The organism is Zobellia galactanivorans, assembly GCF_000973105.1.
Taxonomy (GTDB): Bacteria; Bacteroidota; Bacteroidia; order Flavobacteriales; family Flavobacteriaceae; genus Zobellia; species Zobellia galactanivorans.
On sequence record NC_015844.1, the window covers coordinates 2,268,542 to 2,292,699 of the forward strand.

A 24,158-nucleotide genomic window follows, 5' to 3' on the forward strand; every position below is an offset into this window, starting at 1 on the left:
CAAGCAAAAACCCCGCCAATTGGCGGGGTTTTTTATCCGGGTGTGTTCTGATCCGTTGTTTTAAGCGGAAGCTTCCAGATGGTTTTCTGCCTTTATGGGGCGTTCCTTTTTTCTTCCCCAAACCGCAATTTTTATGCGATAGGTAATGTTGAACAATACCGGTACGATAATCAAGGTCAAGAATGTGGCAACGACTAATCCGAAGATAACCGTCCATGCCAATGGACCCCAGAACACTACGTTGTCTCCACCCATATAGATTTTGGCGTCAAACTCAGAGAACAGGGAGAAGAAATCGATATTGAGACCTATTGCCAAGGGAATTAGTCCTAAAACGGTAGTAATGGCCGTTAGAATTACAGGGCGTAACCTGGCTTTACCTCCTTTGGTAATGATTTCGGTGACTTCTTCCAATGAGATAAGGTCTTTGTCGCTCAGTCCGAGTTCCACTTTCTTACGGTCGATAAGTATCTGTGTATAATCTAACAGCACGACCCCGTTGTTTACTACGATACCGGCGAGGGAGATAATACCCATCATGGTCATCATAATAACAAAAGACCATCCGGTAACCATCAATCCGCCAAAGACTCCTATAAAGCTCAAGAAGATGGCAATCATAATGATCAGTGGTTTGGATACACCGCCAAATTGAAATACCAATATGAGCATTATAAGTCCTAGTCCAGAGAAAAAAGCGCCGACCAAAAATTGCATTTGCTTGTTTTGTTCTTCGATTTGGCCCGTGAAATCGATTTTTACATCTTTAGGAAGCTGTTTGAAGTTGTCCATTTCTTTCTGGATCTCGGCCACGATCGCTCCGGCATCACTAAAACCAGGTTTCAATTGAGAGTAGATGGTAACTACCCTTTTCTTGTCTTTGTGTTTTATGGCGCTAAAGCCTGAGGAGTTTTTCTGCTTGGCTACGGCCGAGACAGGAATTTCCTTGATTTGGCCGTTTGCGGGATCCCTAAAAATGATGTTCTGGTTGAACAGGGCATTTTTATTATACCGGATATCCTCATTAAAGCGAACGTTAATGTCGTAATCGTCACCATCCAGTTTGTATACGCCTGCTTTTTCGCCAAAAAGCGAACGTCTTAGTTGTAGTCCGACTTGGCCTACGGATACGCCTAGCTCACCTGCTTTTTCGCGATCCACCACAACCTCCATAGAAGGCTTGCTCTTGTTTACATCGATTTTCAACTCTTCAATACCGGCTATGTTCTTGGTATTGATAAAGTTTCGAATATCTTCGGCGGTGTTGATCAATTCGGTGTAATCCTTACCTTCCAGTTCTATGTTGATAGGGTAGCCGGCCGGAGGTCCGTTGGCTTCCTTTTCTACCGAGATGGCCACCCCGGGAAATATTCCGGTCAAGGCTTCTTGAATTTCACCACGCAGTACTTCGGTATCGAGTCCGTTTCTATATTTAAATTCGCGCATTGACAAGGTGACTTTGCCTCGATGTGGCATTTCTGCCGCCGACCCTCCATCGGTTTGGGGGTTACCGGCGCCCTCGCCTACCTGCGATACTGCTGATTCAATCAAAAAGTTGTGCTCCCCATCGGTGTATTTGTCTTGGTTTGCTACCTCGAATACCCTTTTTTCGATTTCTTTGGTAAGCTTATTGGTCTTTTCAATAGACGTTCCCTGCGGGTATTCTATATAGGCATAGATCTCATTGGGTTTGTTGTCGGGGAAAAATTCCACCTTCGTACGTCCACTGCCCAACGAAGCCCCGAAAGCCATAAATACGGCAATCAATAGAGCGAAAGTAATACCGAAGTACCAGTATACATTTTTACCTCTAAGGGAATGTGCGATACGTTTTTCGTACCAATTCTCAAAACGCACCATGGCGCCGTTCTGAAAGCTGATGGCCCACTTTTTAAGCGCGTATTTGTAGATCCAGAACATCAGTGCCGTTAGGATCATTACGGAGCCCAAGCCCCTCATGGTCCCACCGAAAATTAAGATAAAAAGTCCGAACCCGCCCAATATGGCACTAATACGGATGAGTTGCTTGACGGTAAGTTCTTTTTCGCCGATTTCCATAAATTGGGAAACCAACATGGAGTTCATGAAAATGGCCACGAAAAGTGACGACCCCAGAACTACCGATAAGGTAATCGGGAAATAGATCATAAACTGGCCGAATATACCGGGCCATAGACCGAGGGGTACAAAGGCTGCCACGGTAGTCAATGTTGAAATGATGATAGGAAATGCAATTTCACCGATACCTTTTTTGGCGGCTTCGGTGCGCGACATGCCTTCGCTCATTAAACGATAGACGTTCTCAACGACCACGATTCCATTGTCGACCATCATACCCAGTCCCATAATCATACCGAAAAGGATCATGGTATTCAAGGTATAGCCCAAATTGTTTAAGATCATGAACGACATAAACATTGACATCGGAATGGCGAAGCCCACAAAAAGGGCGTTTCTAAAGCCTAAAAAGAACATCAGTACCGTTACGACCAAGATTATACCAAAGATAATGTTGTTTACAAGGTCATCGACCTGGTTCAGTGTCCTGCCTGAAGAATCATTGGCAATGGTGATGTTCAGGTCGGCCGGAAAATAGCTTTCTTGCTCTTTTTTTACGATTTCACGAACCTTGGTCGTCGCTTCGATCATGTTTTTGCCCGATCGTTTTTTGATGTCGAGCATTACCACGTTTTTACCGAACTCTCGGGCGTATGTGGTTTTTTCTTCCTCTGAAAAACTAACTTCGGCTATGTCTTTTAGGTATACCGCCCCGTTCTCGGATTTTACTACAAAGTCGTCTAGTTCCTTGGGGTCGTCGATTTCGCCTAAAATACGTATGGTCCGGCGTTGTCCGCCCGATTGGATGTTACCGGCCGACATGGTAGAGTTACCGTTGCTGATGGCATTGATAACATCTTGAAAGCTGACTTTTGAGGCCATCATTTTATAGACGTCTACGGCCACTTCTACCTCCTTCTCTTGTGCCCCGCGAATGTTTACCTCTTTGATCTCGGGCAAGTCTTCAATTTCATCTTGCAGGTATTCGGCAAATTCCTTTAGCTTTTCAACGGGATAGTCGCCTGTGAAATTCACGTTCATGATCGGAAATGACTCCGACAGGTTAAGATCAAAGACATTGGGCTCGACCTTGGCATTGTTAAAGGTGGGCCAGTCTTCTCCGGCCTTTTCGCTATCTACCTCATCCTTGACCTTCTGTTTAGCCTGTTCCACCGTTAGGTCTTCATCGAACTCGACCGTAATTATCGAATAGTCTTCTTGCGAAGTAGAGGTTATCTCGACTACATTACTTACGTTTTTAAGCCGATCTTCCAGAGGGTCGGTAATCAAACGTTCTACGTCTTCTGCCGTGTTACCTGGGTAAATGGTACTGATATAGATTTTGGTCTCTACGATTTCAGGAAAATCTTCACGGGGCATTGCAAAATACGACTTCAGGCCCAACCATAGGAAAATGGCGATCATCACATAGATGACCGAGGGATTGTCAATGGCCCACGATGCAAGGCTAAACTCTTTATCGGCGTTTTTCTGTTGTTTACTGTTCATCGGTCTGGTCGTTTAGAATTTTAACCTTTTGGCCGTCTTTTACACTTCTGGCGCCTTCTTCAATGATATGGTCGCCATCGGAGATACCGGAGAGGACTTCGATATGGCTGCCCTGGGTCTTGCCTGTTTGAATGATACTTTTCTTCAATAGGGCCTCATTTTCGCCATCTGTGGGTTGGGCCACATAAACGTATTGCTCGCCTTCGGCGTTTTCCGAAATGATACCTTGGGGAATGACTATGGCATTCTCATTGGTGTAATCGTTAATGCTCACTTTGGCGGAAAGGTTGGGTTTGATGTTCCCTTTCTTGTTCGGTACGGGAATCTCAGCACTAAATGCGCGGTTGCTCGGATTGATGAAATTTCCGGTCTGACGCACCTTGGTCAAGATCGAATCGCCAAGAACGGGAAAATAGACCTTGGCTTCCTTGCCCTTTGTTATCCCGCCTAGGTAGGTTTCAGGTACATCTACCTCAATGTACATGTCGGAAAGGTTTACGATCCTAAAAACCTCAGATCCCGGGCCCGGAGAAACAACGGTTCCCTGATCTTTGATGACATCATCTATAATACCTGAAAACGGCGCCCTTATCGATGATTTGCCCAGTTGGCTTTCGGCTTGTTTTACGGCATCTTCGGCGGCCTGATAATTGGTTTGTGCCGATAAATACTCTATTTCAGAACCTATTTTTTGCTCCCATAGGCGTTTTCTGCGTTCAAAGGTGGTCTTGGCAAGTGCGGCTTGCGACTTTAATTGCGACAATTGGCTGCTTCTTCCTCCGTCGTCGATAACCGCTAAGACTTGTCCTTTTGTTACACGCTGTCCTTCCTTCACATAAACACGCTGTAGGGTACCTGACATTTCAGGGTAGATCAAAACGTTTTGCTTGGTCTTGACATCGCCCTGTAGTTCTAAAAAGTGTTCGAACTTTCCGACCTTCGCCACAACGGTGGTAACCAGTGGCAGTTTTTCTTCACCGCTCATGCTGCTAATGGCCGAATCAAGCTTTTGTAATTCGGTCTCGAGGACTCTTTGCTTTTCCGAAAGTTCGGTTTTCTTGGCCCGTATGGTTTCGATGTTCCCCTCCGAAATGATATCGATCACAGAGGTCTGTTTCCCTCCACATGCGGAGAAGAGAAGGGCCGAGGTCGCTAGATATAGTATTTTTTTCATCTTAAAAGTTTGTTTGTAGTTTGCCTTATTACTTTAGGTTAGAATTGGGTTCGTTTATGATAAGTTCGAGCTCCGTCTTTTTATTAATGACCTCGACCATCGATTGAAGATAGCCTTGTTGTGCATCATAGAGCTGTGTTTGGGCTTGCCTAAGGTCAAAGCTGCTTGCAATGCCCTCGGCGTATTTAATTTGGTTCTTGTTTTCTATGCGTTCGGCCAAACCAAGGTTTTGCTTTGCGGTTTCATATTCTTCTATGGCAAGAATATAGTCGCTCTTGGCTTTTTCGAGCTGAAGCCGTATTTGCTCTTCGGCTTCCGATAATTGGGTTTTTGCCTTTTGCATGGCTATTTTGGCCCTAGCGGTACTGGCACTACGCTTACCGGAGCTGAACAGGGGAATACTGAGGTCAAAACCTAAGACCGACGAGTCGAACCAATCTTGGTCGCTTTTGAAAAAGCTAAAGTCATCGGAAAAGGCAGATGAACCGTAGTTGATGAAACTGCTTAAGGTGGGTAGGGCGCGGCTTTTTGCCAGTTTCCACTCGTAAAACCGTTGTTCGGTCAAGTTTAGGGCCAACTTATAATCGACGTTGTTGTTGATATTGAAATCCGATTCCATTAAAGAAAAATCGATCTGGGCCGTGGCCAACTGATCAAGGTCGTCTTCTAATTTGGTGGGGGCGTCAATGGCAATACCCATGACCAGGTTGAGCATTTGCAGTGTAATGTTTTCCAGTCGGATGGCATTTTTTAACTGATTTTCTACCGATGAAAGGGTGATTTGTAACTGTTCGACACTTTCCTCGTCCGCGAGTCCGTTTTCATACAGCTTATTGGTCTCGAACAGGTTCTTTTCGAGATTGGCCTTGTTCTTTTCGAAAATGGCCACACTTTCTTTGGCCAATAATACGTTTCCATAGGCCTCGACCACCGATTTTCGTACTTCTTGATCAGTCTTTTCTTCGTTGTTGGCACTATAGCTTAGAAACGATTTCGTTGCTTGTACACCAACGATATAAGAACCGTCGAAAATCTTTTGGGTGAGTGTCGCCGTAGCGGTCGCTTGGTGGGCTTGACCAAAAACGATGGGCACAAATTCCCCGGGGGTTCCTCCGGCAAACTCTGCGGGAATCAAGGAAACCGGCTGTTTTAGTTGATTTTGGTAGCTGACGGAACCATTGATCTGTGGAAGACCGTCCGCAATGGTCTCCCATTTTTGTTTTCGGGCGTCGATCAGGTCGCGCTCGGCATTAATGGCGTTGTAGTTGTTCTCAAGGGCGAACTCTATGGCTTCTTCCAAGGTAAAACTATTGGTTTTTAAGGGTTCTGGATCTTGAGAAAATCCTGGCGCGGTGATGAAGAGCGTCAGTGTTAGTATAAATAGGTTTCTCATCGTTATTCGGGATTTGAGTTGATAATTTTGTTCAATATTTTTCTTCCTAATGGGGTTACGATTCCCCTGATATGGTATTCTAAATAATTGTCCATTAAAGTGGTCACGGGAAATTTGTCCGGGGGGAAAAGGCGATGGTCTTTCGTGCTCGTCATACCCGAATAATAAATACGGGATATAAAGTCGATATCTAGGTTATCCCTGTAAAAGCCTTGGCTTACCCCGCGTTGAATATTTTCCTTTACACAGGCTTGCATGGTTTCAAATTGAAATGCCGAAATGGAGTTGTGTATTTTCGGATAGTATTTCTGTAATTGGTATTGTGGTGATGATTTTTCATTTTTGAGATTTATCATTACGAACTTTTTTATCTCGTAAAGTTCTTCAATAGGGTTTTTGTTCAAGGCACAGATAGCATTGATTCCTTTCGATATGCTTTCCGCTAGATGTGTGGTGCACTGTTCCACGAGCTTGGTCTTGTTCTCAAAATGAGTGTATATGGTTTTCTTTGAGATGCCCATTTCATTGGCCAAATCGTCCATAGTAACACTCTTGAACCCGTAGTTCAGGAACATATCCGTCGCTTTGTTTAAAATTTTAGTCTTCATAAGGACTGCAAATGTAGTCTAGGAAACTTTAAAAACACTAAAAGTTTCCAAAGTTTTACCGTAATTTAACATCTCTTTAAGACGGAGCCTGATCGGCATCATTTTTTTTCCGCTCCAAATAGTCGTTGTAAGCTTGTTCCCCTTCTTTCTTCCAGAACTCGTCATAGAACTCCCATTTCGAAAAATCATCACACCACATACGACTCCCATTGCCCTTGCAGGCGCGTTCCCTTTTTTTCTTTTTGTTGCCCTTGTTGGCGCCGTCCTTACCGCCACTGAAGTTTCCGAAAATTATCTTTGCCAAAATTAGAAGTCCGCCCGCTTGCCAAAAGTCCAAGGTCGTTAGTCCGAATATTTCAGGCATCAACCAATTCCATAGATACATAAAAATATAGGCGAACAGTACCAAAAAGGCGATACCGGCTACGATGTAGAACAGTATTTTTACGGTTTTCTTTATGAACTTTTCGGCTTTGCTCTTTACTTTGTGCTCTATATGTTTCTCCATAATTGTAGAATTTCTTGGTTAATGATCTGTTTTTTTGATTTCTAGTACTTTTAATAATATGGCCAGGGCCCTGTGCCGCCTTGACATTAACGTGCCCATGGGGATACCGCTCTCATGTGACAGTTGGGTATAGGTGTAACCTTCAAAATCTATAGCTACTATTATATTTCGATACACTGGTTTTAGTTGGGCAATGGCCGTTTTAAGATTCGTTTTCATGGTGTCGGAGTAGGCGTTGGCCGTCTTGCCATATACCAACTCCGTAAACTCTATCAGTTTTTCCTCCATTTCCTGCTCAAAGGGGACCCCTTTTTGTTTGGTGCGCATTAGGTCGACAATCTTGTTGCGGATAGAATTGTAAACAAAGCCTGCAATGTTGTCTATGGGCGACAGGTTGTTGGCCCTAGAGAATACTTTTAATGCCACCTCTTGAACCACGTCTTCGGCATCGCGATCGGCAGCATCGTCAATACGCGATTTGGCATAAGCCTTGAGCGAACGGTACTCTTCGTCAAAAAAGAGTTTAAGCTTGTTGTAATTATCCGTTTCTGGGGTCATTTCGTGGCTGTTGTCAAAAGTATTCAAGAGTAAAGACGAAGGAAATCAAAACTATTGCATGATCTTGATTATTTTTTTACAAAATGTGGGAAAGGGGCCTATTTTGATCAAATGGATGTATTTTTGGGGAAAATTTGTTGAATGCAATCTATAGAATTCTATCGTAGCCAGTTTCTCGATTACTTGAAGCGGCATGAACATACCAAAGAGCCCAAGAACCTCTATGAGCCGATTACTTATATTTTAGGATTGGGAGGGAAGCGATTGAGACCGGTTCTCACCTTATTATCGGCCGAAATTTTTGGTTGTGATTATCGCAAGGCCTTAGATGCAGCCTTGGCCGTAGAAACTTTTCATAATTTTTCATTGGTCCATGATGATATTATGGATGATGCCCCATTGCGGAGAGGAAAAACCACCGTGCATGAAAAGTGGGATATCAATACGGGAATTCTTTCGGGAGATGCCATGCTTATAACGGCATACCAATTATTTGAAAATTATGACGGGGATACCTTTAAAAATTTGGCAAAGCTCTTTAGCAAGACGGCTTTGGAAGTATGTGAAGGTCAGCAATACGATATTGATTTTGAAGATAGGGATGACGTTACCTTGCCCGAGTACCTGAAGATGATCGAATATAAGACGGCCGTTTTGGTGGCTGCCGCACTGCAGATGGGCGGCATAGTCGCAAAGGCATCGGAAGGGGAGCAGAAGCTTATTTATGATTTCGGATTGAATTTGGGAATAGCCTTTCAACTACAAGATGATTACCTTGATGCTTTCGGAGATCCGGAAACTTTCGGCAAGCAAGTGGGGGGCGATATTATAGAGAACAAAAAGACCTATTTGTACCTTAATGCCCTAGAGTTGGGCAGTGCCGAACAAAAAAAGGAACTTAGGGATATGTATTCCATACAACCCAAAGACCCTTCGGCTAAAGTCGATACGATAAAGGAAATCTTTAAGGATAGCGGTTCGGCCGAAAAAACGCAAGAAGCGATAGCGGAGTATACCGAAAAGGCTTTTTCGGTATTGGCCAAACTAAAGATTTCAGAAGACAAAAAGGCTATTTTAGAGAGTTTTGGAAATAGTTTGATGATGCGACAGGTCTAAGGAAAGTCACTTAGCTCTAGGAGGGACGTTTTCTTTTAAAAACCCTATTGAAAAAGGCTTCAATAAACATTTTTTTAGGGCAGCTTAGAATGAAGTCGATATCTTCCCTAAAGGAAGACTTCTCGTCTAAAAATCTAAAGATCAATTGTGGGTCGCTTTTCTTGAAGAGCGACTCGAATATTTTATGGCCTTGGTCATTGTGTTTGGCCAATACGTCTAAGAATAGCAGGTCGTAAAACCAAAATCTGTTCTTAAAGCTTAGTGTATTCAGAGGTTTTCCGGTTTTGATAAAATCGACCAATACGGGAATTTTCTTGGCCGTACTCATAAACGTATACCCTGTGCTTGGCTTGGCCCATCCGCCTGCCGTTCCGATATAGCGGATGTTTTCGGTGTGGTGTTCGCTAAAATCATAGGAGGTCATGGGTATACTGCCTTGTTCCGTTTCCGTGATGTTATAAGTGCCACATTTTAGATGGTTTTCCAAATAGTATATTATGGCATCTTCATATGCTTCCTTAGGCAAGCGATTTTTAGAGAATAAGGTGTATTCCACTAAGGCCTCGTTTTTTGAAAATGGAAGGATGTACATAAACCGGGTATTCCCTTTCTGCGGAATGGAAAAATCCATGTAAGTGGCCTGGTCAGGATTGAAAACGGGCTTTTCGGTTTTTACCGTCCACCCTAGAAAATGTTGTTGCAGTACAGGGTATTTCTTTTGATGGGTGGCCATTTTATAATCGAAACTACTGCTGAAGACCTTTGATGCCGAATAGGTGGAACGATGGGTCGTAACGGTTATTTTTGAACCTATGTCGACTATCTCCGCAACCTCTTCTTGCTGGAAGGTAATATTGGACTTGCCTTTCAACGCGTCAAAATAAACTTTGTAAAAATCGGCTCCCCGAACCATTTTGTACTGGTATGGGGCAATGGAATAGTCTTTTGAAAAGTTTTCGCTGCCGAAATAAATGTGATTCCATGTTTTGGAAACGATGGACTCAAAACTTCCCTCGCCTTTTTCCCAGAAGCACCAAGTTCTGTCATTAGAGCTTTTGGCATCCCTGTCTAACAGCAAAATAGACGTGTTGCTAAAGAAATCATCTTTGACTAGGGCACTGGCGAGCATTAGACCAGCTGCGCCTGCGCCTATTATGATATAGTCAAAATGTGTGATTTTTTCCAAGTCTATTGTAGAAACGTTACTTTTTCAAAAATAGCGATTCTATTTGAGCGCATTTCATTTTTAATTGATGCGATAGCGAAGCCCTAGGAAACCGCGAATGCCTTGATTGGGGCCATACACATATGATGGGTCAAAGGTTAGGGCATTGGGGTTATTTGGGGTGGCTACTACGTTTCCATCGGTGTCAAAAGTTACGTTCTTGTCAAAAGGATCGTTGGCACGGGCAATGATAAAAGGATTTCCACGGTTGGGGGTCCAATTCAATAGATTTTTGATGCCTCCGTAGAATTCAAACTGTTCGAGACCTTTCCAGGTAAATTGAATGTTTTGAATACTCCAAGTGGGTGAGAAATCGCTTCTTGGATCGCTTTCGCCAAGGGTCGGCAAACGCATTGGGCCGTAAATATTTCCTGTATAATCTATTGATAAGTCGATTTCTTCTATTTCGTACGATGCATTCCAGGTACCCGTGAAGCTTTCCGTTAGTATTTGGCGTTCGGTAACCCCGTTTTCTGTTTGGCTCACATCTTGGAAGGTGGCCCCGATCAAAAATTTAAACCCGCTAGGAAAAGAAAAGTCGATATTGGCGCTAACGCCTTTTGAAACGGACTTGCCATTTAGGTTGTCATAAATGATTTTATTTGGGTCCGTATCGTAATCGGGAAGGATGGCATTGCTGAAATTTGTGTAAAAAAGTGAAGCGTCTACACTGACAAAAGTGCCATTGTCGGCATATATTTTTTTAAGGTAATTTAGGTTTACGTTGAACGACTGCTCGGGCTTGAGTTCTTCGGTTACGACAACATCACGGGCTCCGGTTAAGGCGGCGTGTTCTTCGGTAAATAGGTTTACTACCCGAAACCCGGTACCCGCGTTAAGGCGGATAATATCGTTGTCCGTCATTTTATACCTATAGGCCATTCTAGGGGTGTAGATACTGCCGTGCCTTTCGTCGTAGTCATAGCGCATGCCAAGCAATAAGGAGTGTTTGTTGGCCAAGGCGATTTCATCTTGAACGAATAGGCTTGGTATGACGACTTCGTCTGCGGAGGCGGTTGCTGTGGTGTTATCATCATAGTAATTATATCGAAGGGCGGTACCGATGAGAAGGTCATGGTTTTCGAGGGATTTATCCCAAGTAAACTGTCCAAAACCTATACGCTGATCGGCAATGTAGGGCACATCTCCGTATACCGAGTTCTGGCTGTGGTCGTTATATGAGAATGAAAACAAGACTTTTTCTTCAATGGGCAATTGGTATTTGCCTAAAACTTCCCACCTTCGGGTATAAATGCTTTCTCCATAAACTTCGTCTCCACCCCTAAATTCAGGGGTCCATTGCATTTCCCCGCCCCAACGGTCTTCGTAGAAAAATCGGCCAGCCAGTGAAAGGATGCGATTGTTGTCTCGCTGAAAATTCCATTTTTGAAATACCGAAATACGGTTCTGTAGGGTGAGGTCGGTGAAGTTGTCGCCATTGTTGTCAATAGGATGGTCATAGTTAAAGTAGTTGATGCCCAAAAGCATATCGGTCTTTTGACCTATGTTGATTTTTGTGCCAAGATCGATATTGTACTCCCCCCAACCCGTAACAAAGGCATCCGCAAAGAAATCAGGGGCGTCTAAAGTGTTCTTGGTAATAATATTGATTAATCCGCCCACAGCTTCACTACCGTAAAGCGTGGAGGCAGGGCCTTTTATAATTTCAATCTGCTCTATGAGGGAGTTGGGTATGCCCGAAAGGCCGTAAACGGTTCCCAGCCCACTAACAATGGGCATTCCGTCTATCAAGACCAAGGTATACGGGCCTTCAAGCCCGTTAATATGAATGTCGCCCGTATTGCAGACGTTACAATTGATCTGTGGTCGTACGCCGTTTACGTTTTGTAGTGCTTCAAAAATGCTGGCAGTAGGATTCTTTTTAAGAAAAGTAGGGCTATACACTTCAACAGGAACCGGACTTTCCGAACGGCTGACCGCTTTTAGGGTTCCGGTAACTACCATTTCCTCCAATTGTTCCGAGGCGGGAATGATCTTGATATCAAGCGATTTGTTCTCGCTTCCTTTTAAAGTGATTTTTGTGGAGAAATCTTGATATCCTAGTACGGAAACCTGCAATTTATAGGTGCCGGAAGGTATGTTTTTCAAAATATAAGACCCATCGTCTAATGCCGAGGTGCCAATTTTTGTGTCTTTTAGGTAAATGTTTGCGAAGGGAACAGAACCATTTTTATCGGTGATGGTACCGCTAATTTGATTGTTCTGGGCGTTGCTCAATGTTGTGCCTAAAACACATACGAGTAAATATAGGCTAGTCTTTAAATTTATTTTCATCTATATAAATTAAAATTTAGATAAATCTAAATATTTGTTTCTAGATATAAAAACGTATTTTTGTGTAATTCAAATTTTTTATGACACTTTCAGAAGAAGATTATATAAAGGCCATTTATCATCTAGGAAAGGGTGAGAATAGCATGGTCTCGACCAACGAGGTAGCGGAGCAGATGCGTACGAAACCTTCATCCGTAACCGATATGATCAAAAAACTATCGGAAAAAGGGGTGGCCAACTATAGGAAATACAAAGGTGTTTGCCTTACCGAACACGGCCAAAAACTAGCCTTGACCTTGGTCAGAAAGCATAGGTTATGGGAAGTATTCTTGGTCGACAAGCTCAACTTTGCTTGGGATGAAGTCCATGAAGTAGCCGAGCAGCTAGAGCATATTAAGAGCGAAAAATTGACGGATAGGCTTGATAAATTACTAGGGTATCCTGAGGTCGACCCGCACGGCGACCCCATACCGTCTAAAACCGGGGAGTTTAAAAAAGCGGTAAAAAAATTGCTGAACGAGGTGCCGGTAGGAACCAGCGGTACCTGTGTTGGGGTCAAGGATTCTTCAGCGCCTTTCCTGAAATTTCTCGATAAGAATAAAATTGCCTTGGGCGATGCTATAACGGTATTGGAAAAAGAAGAATTTGACGGGTCGTTACATATTGAGGTGAAAGGGAAGAGTATTCACATCTCAAATCAAATAGCGGCCAATTTGTATCTTAAAATAACCGAATGATATGCAAGAGATAATTGATTATTTTGAATCGATAGATCCGGTTTTGGCGGCTTTTTATGCCACATTGTTTACATGGGGTCTTACGGCTGCCGGTGCTGCCTTGGTTTTTTTCTTTAAGGGCATGAACCGGGCGCTTTTAGATGGTATGCTGGGTTTTACCGGTGGTGTTATGGTAGCGGCCAGCTTTTGGAGCCTCTTGGCCCCGGGCATAGAAATGAGTCCGGGAGAAGGTTTTGTGAAAGTAATTCCCGCCGCAGTGGGCTTTCTTATGGGCTCGTTGTTCATTTTCGGATTAGACAAGGTGCTGCCCCATCTCCATATCAATTTTAAGGAAAGCGAAAAGGAAGGGATTAAAACCCCTTGGCACCGTACCACCCTGCTGACCTTGGCCATTACGCTTCACAACATTCCCGAAGGGCTTGCCGTTGGGGTTCTTTTTGGAGGTGTGGCCGCTGGATTTGAAGGGGCGAGTATCGGTGGGGCCGTGGCTTTGGCCTTAGGTATCGGTCTTCAGAATTTCCCCGAAGGATTTGCCGTAGCTATGCCGCTTAGGAGGCAGGGGCTTAGCCGTTATAAAAGCTTTATGTATGGGCAGGCCTCGGCAATTGTAGAGCCTATAGCCGCCGTTTTGGGAGCTTGGGCGGTCATGACCTTTCAGCCGATGTTGCCTTATGCCCTATCGTTTGCCGCCGGTGCCATGATATTTGTCGTGGTAGAGGAAGTAATACCTGAAACCCAGCAAGACAAATACACAGATATTGCTACCATGGGTTTTATTGGCGGGTTTATTATTATGATGACCCTTGATGTAGGTTTGGGATAAGCCGAATATAATACTGTTCGGCAATATTCTGACGTCTTATAAAAAAAGGTTTGTGCTTGTTTTCTGTGATGGGTTTTGGAAGATAGTCAAGACTAGCATAGTCAAATTTTTAACCTTTGGAATACAAGATATTAGATACTTTAGCGTTGTAGTACAGCAAGCCGATAGAAGTATAAATATCTTCGGCTATCTCAATTTTTTTTTATGATTGCTCCCGAAAAACATAAGAGAGAGGCTGAAAGACTAGCGCTGCTTGAATCGTACGGTATTCTTGATACTCCTTTAGAGGAAGATTACGATAACCTAGTGACACTGGCCTCTGAAATTTGTGGAACCCCGATATCCGTAGTGACGCTTTTGGATAAAGATCGCCAATGGTTTAAGGCGTATCATGGTATCGATGTAAGAGAAACCGAAAAGGAATATTCATTTTGTGGGCATACCATAAATGCCTCCGATAGTATCTTTGTTATTGAAGACGCACGTATCGACGAGCGTTTTCACGATAATCCCATGGTTCAAGGTGATCCCCATGTTATTTTTTATGCGGGCGTACCGCTAAAAGGGGCGGGCGGACTACCGTTAGGTACCCTCTGTGTCATAGATACCAAACCTAGGGCCCTTACAAAAAGCCAAGTCAATGCATTGAAGATATTGTCGGATCAAATCATGAACTTGCTTGATCTTCGAAAGAAAAAAATGGAATTGGAAAAGGCTAATGAACAATTGGCCCGCACGAACCATGAACTTGACAATTTTGCCGCCATTGCCGCACATGACCTTAAGTCGCCTTTGAATAATATTTTAACCCTGTCTAACTGCTTGTACGAAGATTATGCGCCTTTAGTCGATGATGAGGGGAAGCAGATCATTGAATTTATCAGAAGTTCATCGGAAACATTGCGAAAACTGATAACCGGACTTTTAGATTATAGTAAATCGGGACAGTACAATAGCAACGATAAGACGCGCATAAGTTTGACCGACCTGCATAAAAATATTTCTGAACTTTTTGGGGGGCATAAAGAATGTGTCATACGGATAAACAGTGAGTTAGATTCCATTTATGCCAATAAGGTGGCGGTTGAACAGATTTTGATCAACTTGATTGCCAATGCTATAAAGTACAATGACAAGTCCAAAATTGAAATAGACCTCGATGTTGGGGAAAGCGAATCTCATTATGAGTTTTCCGTTAGGGATAACGGTCCAGGAATCAACGAAGAAGATCAAGAAAAAATCTTTAAAATTTTTGAGATCGTTTCTCCGAAGGACAGATTTGGGGAAAAGGGAACCGGTATAGGCCTAGCTACCGTAAAAAAAGTGGTAGAAGGACTTGGAGGTCAAGTTGCGGTCAGCTCAAAGGTAGGTGAAGGAGCTACCTTTTCCTTTACGATAAAAGCAGCCTCCCATATGAGTCCCTCAATGGCCTGATAAACCTAAAAAAGGTAAAACGATGGGTGTCATCGATTGATTTCCTCTATAAGATTTGCCACTAGGGCCGTCCAGCCGGTTTGGTGGGAAGCACCCACGCCACGTCCGTTGTTGCCATCGAAATACTCATAGAACAGAATAAGGTCCTCAAAGTGCTTTTCGGTATATTTATTCTCGTGCAATAGGTTTACCGGACGCTTCCCGTCTTCGTTTTTTTGAAAAATACCGATGAGTCTTTTGCTTATCTCGAATGCTATCTCTTTTAAATTGAGTTGCTTATCGCTTCCTGATGGATAGGCGTATTTTAAGTTGTCACCAAAATAATTGTGGTATTCTTTGAAGGTGCTGATGAATAGGTAGTTCATGGGCATCCATATGGGGCCGCGCCAATTCGAATTCCCTCCGAACAAATCGGTAGATGATTCGGCAGGTTCATATTCAATCCCGTAAGTAGCTCCGTTGATCTCTACTTCATACCTGTTTTCGTGTTCTTTTGATAGCGAACGAATGCCATACTCGGCCAAGAATTCCGATTCGTCGAGTATGCTATTGATCAAGATGTCGAGTCTTTTCCTTGGGACCAATGAGAGCAGAACATCATTGTCGGGGCCATATTCTTCGACTACTTGGTACTGTTGTCGTTCAATACGGTATTTTCGGTACCACTCCATACTGGCTTTGAACCGGGGCAACTTCTCTAGGCATCCTTTTCTTATGTTGAGCACGGCGGTCAATGAAAGTAGACCGGAAATAGACCTAACCTTAATAGGTATTTTTTGCCCATGGGGCAAGATAAGCGTATCGTAGAAGAAGCCTTCCTTTTCGTCCCATGAATTCATGGAGTCCTTGGTAATTTTATTGAGTGCTTCGGCAATGAAAACGAAGTGGCCAAAATACTTTAGGGCCATGTCTTCAAAGGTGTCGTCGTCTTGCGCGATCTCTAGTGCTATTTCCAGCATGTTCAGACAGTAGAGGGCCATCCAAGAAGTGCCGTCTACCTGTTCAAGAACACCTCCTCCGGGCACGCCGTTACTGCGGTCGAAGACCCCGATATTGTCAAGGCCCAAAAATCCACCTTCAAATACGTTATTGTTTAGGCTATCTTCCCTATTCACCCACCAAGTGAAGTTCAGGGCCAATTTATTGAACATCCGTTTTAAGAACTTGATATCGCCCTTGCCGGTTTTTCGCTGTTCCATTTGATAGATTTGAATGGCGGCCCAAGCTTGTACAGGAGGGTTTACATCGCTAAAGTTCCATTCATAGGCGGGTATTTGACCGTTTGGCGCCATATACCATTCTTTGGTAAACAATAAAAGCTGTTTTTTTGCGAATTCATGGTCTACCATCGAGAAGGTGACACAATGAAAGGCCGAGTCCCAAGCCGCGAACCATGGGTATTCCCAAGCATCGGGCATCGATAGGATATCGTGGTTACGGAAAGTTTTCCATGTACTGTTCCTGCCGTGCAGGCGCTCTTGGGGCGGGGTCGTGCCAGGGTCGCCCTCTAACCATAGGTCTACCTCGTAATTGTAATATTGCTTGGTCCATAGCAGGCCGGCAAAGGCCTGTTTTTGTATTTCCCGCTCGTCTTCCGATGATTTGTCGGTGATGGCATGTAGAAAGTTTTTCGATTCTTCCTGTCGTAGGGCGAAGGCGGAGTCGAAGGTATCCGATAAGGGAGATTCTAGTTTGTCTTTCGTTAGCCTAAGTTTTATTACATGGGTCTCGCCAGGGGCGATTTCCAAGGTGTAGAGTGGGGCGCACTTTGTTCCTTTCCTGTTCTTTTCCGCCAGTGTAAAGTCATTGTTGATTACAGCGTCGTGGAATAGGTCTTTTTTAAAGGGATGTTCGTTGGTACCATCGAAAACCCGTTCCATATTGGTTTCGTTTTCGGTGAACAGTATTTTTTTTGGGGTGTCGAAATACAGGTTGTATTGGCCGACGTAACTGTGGTCAACGGAAACATAAGGTGCGGTATTGCCCTTTTGTTGGGTGATGATCGGTTTTTCGGGCATACCGGTGAAGCTCCAGAAATTCCGTATCCAGAGCGTGGGCAATACATGGGCCGTTGCGGTTTTCGGTCCGCGGTTACAAACGGAAATCTTGATCAATAGGTCTTCACTTTCCGCCTTGGCATATTCGGTAAATACATCGAAGTATTCGTCATTGTCAAAGATGCCCGTGTCTAGCAGTTCGTATTCGTTATCGTGCTTACCTATGTTTCGGTTTTTTTCTACTAAATCATTGTACGGAAATTCGTTTTGAGGGTATTTGTAAAGATGTTTCATATACGAATGTGAAGGGGTGTTCTCTAAGTAATAATAGAGTTCCTTAACATCTTCACCGTGGTTGCCTTGAGGGCCGGTAAGCCCGAAGAGGCGTTCTTTTAAAATAGGGTCTTTGCCATTCCAAAGCGCCACCGAAAAACAGATATTGCAATAACGGTCCGAAATACCGGCAATACCATCTTCGCCCCAACGGTAGGTCCTGCTACGGGCGTGGTCGTGGGGCAAATAGTTCCAGGCATCACCGTTAGGGCTGTAATCTTCGCGAACCGTTCCCCATTGCCTTTCGCTAAGATAAGGGCCCCATTTGAGCCAATCTTTCTTCTTGTTGTAATGGTCGTCAAGTCTTTGGTGTTCTTTGGTGATGTGGGTCATATTGTATTTATTGCTTTATGGGAAGTCATCTCTTTTGACCTGAACTACCGTACAAATAGGTTGTAGTTTACCCGATAAAAATCACTTTATAATTGCACTTAAATTTAGACATATAAACCGCTGCTTACAAGATATTAATGACCGGTGTGCTAAAATTTTGAGCACTATCGGAAATTTTCATCAATTTTGTACGTTCATAGAGTGATTGGCAGATGGTTTTGTCGGTCAGGGTCAAAATCGGGAAATTACTTGAATATGCAGAAAAAAGGACATCTATTGTGGAACATTTTGGGCGTACTTACGGTAATTGTATGTCTTTCGGTCTTTGTCTTACATTTTAAGAACTGGACGAAAACCGATGCTACCGGAATGCGGGTCATTTCTGGCTTCTATCTACAAAAAGTTCCGTTTTCCGCTTTAGACAGTGTTGATTTGGTCGAGAAAATACCTCCAATGGTGCGGCTGAACGGTTTTTCCGCCTTCCAAAAGGAAAAAGGTGTTTTTAGGGAGTTCAAAGATTCGCTTACCGATAAAAAGGTATACGTATATATAGATAACCTTGAAAACCAAAAGATAAAGATCGTACATCACGATTCGCTAAAACTCTTTATCAACCTTAAAGACTCTACAGAAACCCAGCAATTGTTCGATTTGCTTTCGAGTAAGTTGCCCGTAGAACCGAATTAGCCTAACGCGCGAGATTTTTTATTTACTTTCCGTATTAAATCTGCTTTAAATTATTTGCAGTGTTTTGTTATTCAGGCGAATGTGTCGTATTTTGTTGTGGAATCAATAAAACGAACAGTCATGGAAACAGATGAAATTGCGGCAAAATTGGTCGCATGGTGCAATTCAGGTGATTTTGAAAAGCCGTACAAGGAATTGTACAGTGAAAAAATCGTCAGTATAGAAAACGATGGTAAGGGCGAAGGAGCCTATGTTGAAGGCTTTGAAGGTATCAAGAAAAAAGGGGAGTGGTGGCGTGAGAATTTTGAGGTGCACAGTAGTAAGGCTTCGAACCCGGTAGTGGCGGACAACTGGTTTTCGGTAAAGTTTACCATGGACACCACCCATAAGCCGTCGGGGCAACGTTCGAGCATGTCGGAAATAGCGGTCTACGAAGTAAAGGAAGGTAAAATTGTAAAAGAGCAATTCTTCTACGATGACAAAGGATAGATAATTTTGAAAAGTTATAGTATAAGAGCCGTTCTACTGTAGAGCGGCTCTTTGCTTTTAGAAGGGTTAAAGGCTATCTTTGCTTTAAAATTCATTCATGGTTCTACTGGCTCAAATTGTTGGTGCATTATATGGTCTTTTAGCGGTTGTGTTCGGTGCCTTTGGCGCCCATGCCCTTAAGAAGTTACTTTCGGTAGATCAGCTCAAAAGTTTTGAGACCGGGGTGAAATACCAAATGTACCACGCGATGGTATTGCTTCTCATCGGCTTCAATTTTAATATGGATGTTCCCTTTCAGGAGTATATGGTCTATTGTTTTGTAATAGGTACCTTCTTGTTCTCTTTTAGTATATACGCTTTGGTGATTAGTGCTGCTAAAGGAAGGAAACTTCGATTTTTAGGGCCTGTGACCCCGCTTGGCGGCTTATTGTTGGTGTGCGGTTGGGCGCTGTTGTTGTACAGCTTTCTTCGGAACCTGGTCTAGTGCTCCGATTGTACTTCTGAAGTAAACTCCTTAATGGCCTGATTGGGCTCTATAATGTCGTAACCTTTCCAAAAGTTCGGGTCGTAGTCGGGCATATAGGTGGGAAGTACGCCTGTTTTTTCTTTAAAGGCTTCAAATTGGCCCGAATTGATGGACTCTTCATCAAAAACTACCAGCTCGTATCGGTTGATATTGCCAAAGGAGGCATCGATCTTTAGGGCCAGTTCGTTCTGTTTTCGTCTTCCTTTAACGTGTTTGTTCTTTTCAATAATGGTCAAGGGCCTTTTGATTCCGGCGCGAACACCTTTTATAATGTTGTAGTAGCGCAAGTAGTATTTTTGGTCCGGGCCCTTATCGAACAGAATGCTTCCTTTGGCCAGATATTCGTTCACCGAAATGCCGAGCAATTTAAAATCGCGAAGGGGTTTGGTATTCTCGAAGTCCATTCGAATCAAGGCGAAGTCATCGGAGTTGATGTAGAGCACGCCTTCAAATTCAGGGGAACCGTCGGGCACAAAACGAATGACATATACGGCCTGGTCCCCTATATAAGTGTGGTTTTCAAGTGTGAGTTCGTAACGCCTGGGCTTGTAAATAACGTTGTAGTCGCTATCCTTAAAAATGGGAAGGTTCTGAAAAAGATTGCCCAAGGTTTTCCGTTTGTATTCTAGAAAAAATTCACGTCTTTCCTCTTTGTTTTTCTTCTCTTCCTCAATATGTTTGTTTAGGGCGGCAACATCGGTAGAATCGACTTCCTCCTTAAAAACATCGCCTATGTCTTCGGCATCTACCTTAGTACCGAAGAGTCCTGATTTTATCTTAAAGTAAGAGTCGGTCTTAATATTTTCCTTGGCTATTTTATTGAACTTTTTTTCAAGCATTTCTATATCGAGGTCTTTGCTCTTATCGTATAGTTCGGAAGCCTTTATAAGGTCTAGTTTTTGCGTTTCGGCATCGTCTGAAACATAAAGGTCGCCCAGCATTTCGGTATAGTACACATTGTTTTTGGGAATGGTCTGTATTACGCTGTCAAGGAAGTTTTTGTTGAAGGCGTCTATGGTCGATTTTTTGATTTCGTAGTTGGTCTTGATAATGTTGTTCTGATAGGTTTCCCTTAAGAAAAGACGCTTTTTGGAAAGTCCGGTATTGTAGTTTTTTTCAATGTTTTCCTCAACAAGTTCAATAATTTCCTTGGGCTCGTAATTTTTGTTCGATACGATAACTTCTTGAAGTTCTATGGCTTTAGGCTTAAGGTAGATAAGACTATCGGTAAAAGCGGAAATAGGTTTTCCTATAGATTCGTATCCGATACAGGAAATAAAAAGGGAATCGGAAGCTGCTATCCGGTCTTTGAGCAAAAACTTGAACTTGCCCTCTTCATTGGTAATCATCCCTTTGTTGTTCAACTGCACCGTGGCATAGGGTACCGGCTTTTTCGAGACGGAGTCTACAATGGTTGAACTTAAACTTTGTGCATGTTGTGCCGCGCTAAAAAATAGGCAAAATACGAACGGGAAGACAAAAGCTCTTGACATAATCATCGTTAATGGCTATTCAAAAAAAAGCGATAGCACTGAGGAAAGCATGCCTTTTTTGATTTATTTAATACCGATTTATCCTTTTGTTAACGAATTAACTTACATAAGTAGCGGGGTACGGCAAGGGTGTAGCAAGGTCAATGACAGCCACAGCCATCTTGCCCACAAGCTTTGTTACTGCCTTTTTTGGTGGAGAACAATGTTTTGGGCAAAAGGAATTTCTTCACTAAATAACCTGCAGAAATAGCAACTACGATATAAACCAATATGGGTTGAAGTACGCTCATTTTATTTCAGTATTTGATAGGCGACCAGAGCAACAATATAGGCAAAAGAACTCATAAATACCAATTGTGCTGCGGGCCATTTCCATGTGTTTGTCTCTCGTTTTACCACTGCCAACGTACTCATACATTGCATGGCGAAGGCATAAAATAGCAGGAGCGAAATGCCGGAAGCCAAGTTGAACAATGGTTTTTTGGTCTTTGGGTTGATTTCGGCGGCCATGCGGTTTTGAATGGTCTGCTCCTCGTCACTTCCCACGCTGTATATGGTGGCCAAGGTGCCCACGAATACTTCACGTGCGGCAAATGAAGTGAGTACGGCAATACCTATTTTCCAATCGTAGCCCAAGGGATGGACCACTGGCTCAATGGCCTTGCCCATATAGCCCATATAGGAATTCTCCAGTTTGTAGCTCGAAATCTCTTGGTGTAGGGCCCTTTCTTCGAGAAAGGTCTTTTTTTGTGCTATGGAATCGGAGAGGGCCGCGGCATCAATGGTATATACATTGTTACTTATACTGTCCTTTAAGGCCGATTCATAGGCCGATAGCTCGTTTTGGATATTGGCCTGGTTAAAATCAGAAAACCCTTCTTTCTTGATTTGGTTGGTTACGATTTCATCGGCATTCTTAAAATCGTCGGCATAACCATTGGAGCCTAGGAACCAAAGCACTATGGAAATTGCCAAGATGATCTTTCCTGCCCCTAGAACAAAACTTTTAGTCTTTTCCCATACCGTGTAGGCCACGTTTTTGGGTAATGGCAATTTGTAGTTGGGCATTTCGACCACAAAGAAGGATCGGCCTTTGATTTTCAATATCTTGTTCAATACCATGGCCGATAGAATGGCCGCGGCAAAACCGAGTAGATATAAGAGCATTAAGGTCAAGGCTTTATAGCCCAATCCGAGAATACTGCCTTCGGGAATGACCAAGGCGATGATGATGATATAAATCGGCAATCGGGCCGAGCAGGTCGTAAAAGGTGTTACGAGTATGGTAATCAGCCTTTCCTTCCAATTTTCAATGGTACGGGTGGCCATTACCGCGGGGATCGCACAGGCGGTACCCGACATGAGGGGTACGACACTCTTCCCGCTCAGGCCGAATGGGCGCATTAGGCGGTCCATTAAGAACACTACACGGCTCATATAGCCCGTTTCCTCTAAAAGCGATATAAAGAGGAATAAAAAGGCGATTTGCGGAATGAACATGACAATGCCGCCGATACCCGTTAAGACCCCTTCTGCAATGAGATTGGTGAACACCCCAGGAGGCAGGGTGTCTTTGACCCATCCGCTTGCGTTGGCAAAGAAGGTTTCTATCATGTCTTGTGGATATCCACTCCAATCGTATATGGCTTGAAATATGGTAAGCAGTATGGCAAAGAAAATAACGTAGCCGAATACTTTATGTGTCAGTATTTTGTCAAAGGAAGCCCTTAAGCCCTTGGCCGCGGCCAAATCTACTTTGTAGGTTTCCTTTAGAATGCCGTTGATGAACTGATATCTTAGAATGGTTTCTTTTTGCTGTAATCGCTTCAGTTCCGATTTTGATTTGGTAGCGAAAGATGTGGCATCTTTGAACAGCTTTTTTTCAATGGGCATGAAGTTGACGTCTTGCGTGATCACAAGCCATAACTTATAGAGGTCTTCGTTAGGGAATGCCGACCTGAGTTTATCAAAATACTCCGGTGAAATTACCGTGATGTCTACGTTCTGTTCGGTAGAGAGGTTTTTGTAATCGGTGATGAGTTCCTTTAGGCGGTCGATACCCATCCTTTTTCTTGTGCTGACCAGGGCGATTTTAGTGTTCAGTTTTTGTTCTAGGAGGGCAATATCCACCGAAATTCCCTTGCGCGACATGCGGTCGGCCATGTTAATGACAAGAATGGCCGGTATTTTAAGGTCTTTGATCTGCGTGAACAGCAAAAGGTTTCGTTTCAGGTTTTCAACATCTGAAACCACTATGGCCACATCGGGGTGGTTCTTATCGTTTTTGTTCAGTAAAAGCTCAACGGCAACGCTCTCGTCCAAAGAGGTCGTATTCAGGCTATAGGTACCGGGTAAATCAAGAATATGGGCTTTTACGCCACGGGGTAATTTGCAAATACCCTCTTTTTTTTCAACGGTAATGCCGGGATAATTGCCGACCTTTTGCTTTAATCCCGTCAGTTGGTTGAAAACGGAAGTCTTACCTGTGTTAGGATTGCCTATAAGGGCAACATTGATTTGTTTGCTCATAGCGCCGGGGTATCATCTAGAATATCGAGTTCAATAAGTTGGGCCGTTTCGCGCCTAATGGCAATATGTGAACCGTTAACATTGATGTAGATGGGGTCTTTGAAAGGCGCAATTTGAATTAACTCTACTTCGTTTCCGGGCAAACAACCCAATTCCAATAGTTTTATGGGAAGCGAATCATCTGAGAATTCTTTGATGATCCCTTTTTGTCCTTTTTTGAGTTGCGCGACCGTAGTTGTCAATGTTTATTTAGATTGATTATAAGTAAGGACAAAAGTAGCATAATTTATCCTAAAATGAGGCTCCCTAATCCCAAAAATTCCTAAAAATTCG

The 24,158-nt window shown here is 43.4% G+C and carries 20 protein-coding genes; 7 read left to right on the forward strand and 13 right to left on the reverse strand.

Annotated features, from left to right (window positions below; genetic code table 11):
• Positions 1-60: 60 nt before the first annotated feature.
• The 6 genes from ZOBGAL_RS09185 to ZOBGAL_RS09210 form a co-directional block, all read right to left on the reverse strand.
• Positions 61-3,567 (reverse strand): efflux RND transporter permease subunit, encoded by a 3,507-nt coding sequence (locus ZOBGAL_RS09185; protein WP_013993305.1) that lies wholly within the window; start codon positions 3,565-3,567, stop codon positions 61-63.
• Positions 3,557-4,741: an efflux RND transporter periplasmic adaptor subunit gene (locus ZOBGAL_RS09190; RefSeq protein WP_013993306.1), complete on the reverse strand. Its 1,185-nt coding sequence runs from the start codon at positions 4,739-4,741 to the stop codon at positions 3,557-3,559. Before ZOBGAL_RS09190 ends, ZOBGAL_RS09185 begins: the two co-directional genes overlap by 11 nt.
• A 28-nt stretch (positions 4,742-4,769) precedes the next feature.
• A complete protein-coding gene (locus tag ZOBGAL_RS09195) occupies positions 4,770-6,134 on the reverse strand; it encodes a TolC family protein (RefSeq protein WP_013993307.1) in 1,365 nt (454 codons plus the stop codon).
• 2 nt (positions 6,135-6,136) lie between these two features.
• A complete protein-coding gene (locus ZOBGAL_RS09200; protein WP_013993308.1) occupies positions 6,137-6,742 on the reverse strand; it encodes a TetR/AcrR family transcriptional regulator in 606 nt (201 codons plus the stop codon).
• A 76-nt stretch (positions 6,743-6,818) separates the two neighbouring features.
• Entirely contained in the window at positions 6,819-7,250 is a 432-nt protein-coding gene (locus tag ZOBGAL_RS09205) for a hypothetical protein (RefSeq protein ID WP_013993309.1), read from the reverse strand.
• 18 nt (positions 7,251-7,268) lie between these two features.
• Complete coding sequence (locus ZOBGAL_RS09210; protein WP_013993310.1) at positions 7,269-7,808, reverse strand: RNA polymerase sigma factor; 540 nt, start codon at positions 7,806-7,808, stop codon at positions 7,269-7,271.
• A 141-nt stretch (positions 7,809-7,949) separates the two neighbouring features.
• Here ZOBGAL_RS09210 and ZOBGAL_RS09215 point away from each other — a divergent pair, with 141 nt between their 5' ends.
• On the forward strand, positions 7,950-8,924 hold the full coding sequence (locus ZOBGAL_RS09215) for a polyprenyl synthetase family protein (protein ID WP_013993312.1): 975 nt from the start codon (positions 7,950-7,952) through the stop codon (positions 8,922-8,924).
• Positions 8,925-8,940: 16 nt separating this feature from the next.
• On the opposite strand, the gene ZOBGAL_RS09220 is transcribed toward ZOBGAL_RS09215, so the two are convergent.
• On the reverse strand, positions 8,941-10,110 hold the full coding sequence (locus ZOBGAL_RS09220) for a lycopene cyclase family protein (protein ID WP_013993313.1): 1,170 nt from the start codon (positions 10,108-10,110) through the stop codon (positions 8,941-8,943).
• 60 nt (positions 10,111-10,170) lie between these two features.
• Positions 10,171-12,444 carry a TonB-dependent receptor gene (locus tag ZOBGAL_RS09225; RefSeq protein ID WP_013993314.1) on the reverse strand — a complete coding sequence of 758 codons (2,274 nt, stop codon included), beginning with the start codon at positions 12,442-12,444 and terminating at the stop codon, positions 10,171-10,173.
• Between the two features lie 80 nt (positions 12,445-12,524).
• Here ZOBGAL_RS09225 and ZOBGAL_RS09230 point away from each other — a divergent pair, with 80 nt between their 5' ends.
• The 3 genes from ZOBGAL_RS09230 to ZOBGAL_RS09240 all read left to right on the forward strand — a co-directional run bounded on the left by ZOBGAL_RS09230 (position 12,525) and on the right by ZOBGAL_RS09240 (position 15,438).
• Positions 12,525-13,181 (forward strand): metal-dependent transcriptional regulator, encoded by a 657-nt coding sequence (locus ZOBGAL_RS09230; protein ID WP_013993315.1) that lies wholly within the window; start codon positions 12,525-12,527, stop codon positions 13,179-13,181.
• A gap of 1 nt (position 13,182) precedes the next feature.
• On the forward strand, positions 13,183-14,004 hold the full coding sequence (locus ZOBGAL_RS09235) for a ZIP family metal transporter (protein ID WP_013993316.1): 822 nt from the start codon (positions 13,183-13,185) through the stop codon (positions 14,002-14,004).
• A 204-nt stretch (positions 14,005-14,208) separates the two neighbouring features.
• On the forward strand, positions 14,209-15,438 hold the full coding sequence (locus tag ZOBGAL_RS09240; RefSeq protein WP_013993317.1) for a sensor histidine kinase: 1,230 nt from the start codon (positions 14,209-14,211) through the stop codon (positions 15,436-15,438).
• 29 nt (positions 15,439-15,467) lie between these two features.
• On the opposite strand, the gene ZOBGAL_RS09245 is transcribed toward ZOBGAL_RS09240, so the two are convergent.
• Positions 15,468-18,101, reverse strand: coding sequence for an MGH1-like glycoside hydrolase domain-containing protein (locus ZOBGAL_RS09245; protein WP_013993318.1), 2,634 nt, complete (start codon positions 18,099-18,101; stop codon positions 15,468-15,470).
• Between the two features lie 255 nt (positions 18,102-18,356).
• Here ZOBGAL_RS09245 and ZOBGAL_RS09250 point away from each other — a divergent pair, with 255 nt between their 5' ends.
• The 3 genes from ZOBGAL_RS09250 to ZOBGAL_RS09260 all read left to right on the forward strand — a co-directional run bounded on the left by ZOBGAL_RS09250 (position 18,357) and on the right by ZOBGAL_RS09260 (position 19,761).
• The gene (locus ZOBGAL_RS09250; RefSeq protein ID WP_013993320.1) at positions 18,357-18,788 is read left to right on the forward strand and encodes a hypothetical protein; all 432 of its coding nucleotides are present in this window, start codon (positions 18,357-18,359) and stop codon (positions 18,786-18,788) included.
• Positions 18,789-18,908: 120 nt separating this feature from the next.
• Positions 18,909-19,277, forward strand: coding sequence for a nuclear transport factor 2 family protein (locus ZOBGAL_RS09255; protein WP_013993321.1), 369 nt, complete (start codon positions 18,909-18,911; stop codon positions 19,275-19,277).
• 97 nt (positions 19,278-19,374) lie between these two features.
• On the forward strand, positions 19,375-19,761 hold the full coding sequence (locus ZOBGAL_RS09260; protein WP_046287425.1) for a DUF423 domain-containing protein: 387 nt from the start codon (positions 19,375-19,377) through the stop codon (positions 19,759-19,761).
• On the opposite strand, the gene ZOBGAL_RS09265 is transcribed toward ZOBGAL_RS09260, so the two are convergent.
• The 4 genes from ZOBGAL_RS09265 to ZOBGAL_RS09275 form a co-directional block, all read right to left on the reverse strand.
• Positions 19,758-21,296 (reverse strand): carboxypeptidase-like regulatory domain-containing protein, encoded by a 1,539-nt coding sequence (locus tag ZOBGAL_RS09265; RefSeq protein ID WP_046287426.1) that lies wholly within the window; start codon positions 21,294-21,296, stop codon positions 19,758-19,760. The genes ZOBGAL_RS09260 and ZOBGAL_RS09265 overlap by 4 nt on opposite strands.
• Positions 21,297-21,436: 140 nt before the next feature.
• A complete protein-coding gene (locus tag ZOBGAL_RS23680) occupies positions 21,437-21,586 on the reverse strand; it encodes a hypothetical protein (RefSeq protein ID WP_013993324.1) in 150 nt (49 codons plus the stop codon).
• A gap of 1 nt (position 21,587) precedes the next feature.
• Positions 21,588-23,825, reverse strand: a complete 2,238-nt coding sequence (feoB, locus tag ZOBGAL_RS09270; protein WP_013993325.1) for a ferrous iron transport protein B — start codon at positions 23,823-23,825, stop codon at positions 21,588-21,590.
• Positions 23,822-24,067: a FeoA family protein gene (locus ZOBGAL_RS09275; protein ID WP_013993326.1), complete on the reverse strand. Its 246-nt coding sequence runs from the start codon at positions 24,065-24,067 to the stop codon at positions 23,822-23,824. Before ZOBGAL_RS09275 ends, feoB begins: the two co-directional genes overlap by 4 nt.
• Between the last annotated feature and the right edge of the window lie 91 nt (positions 24,068-24,158).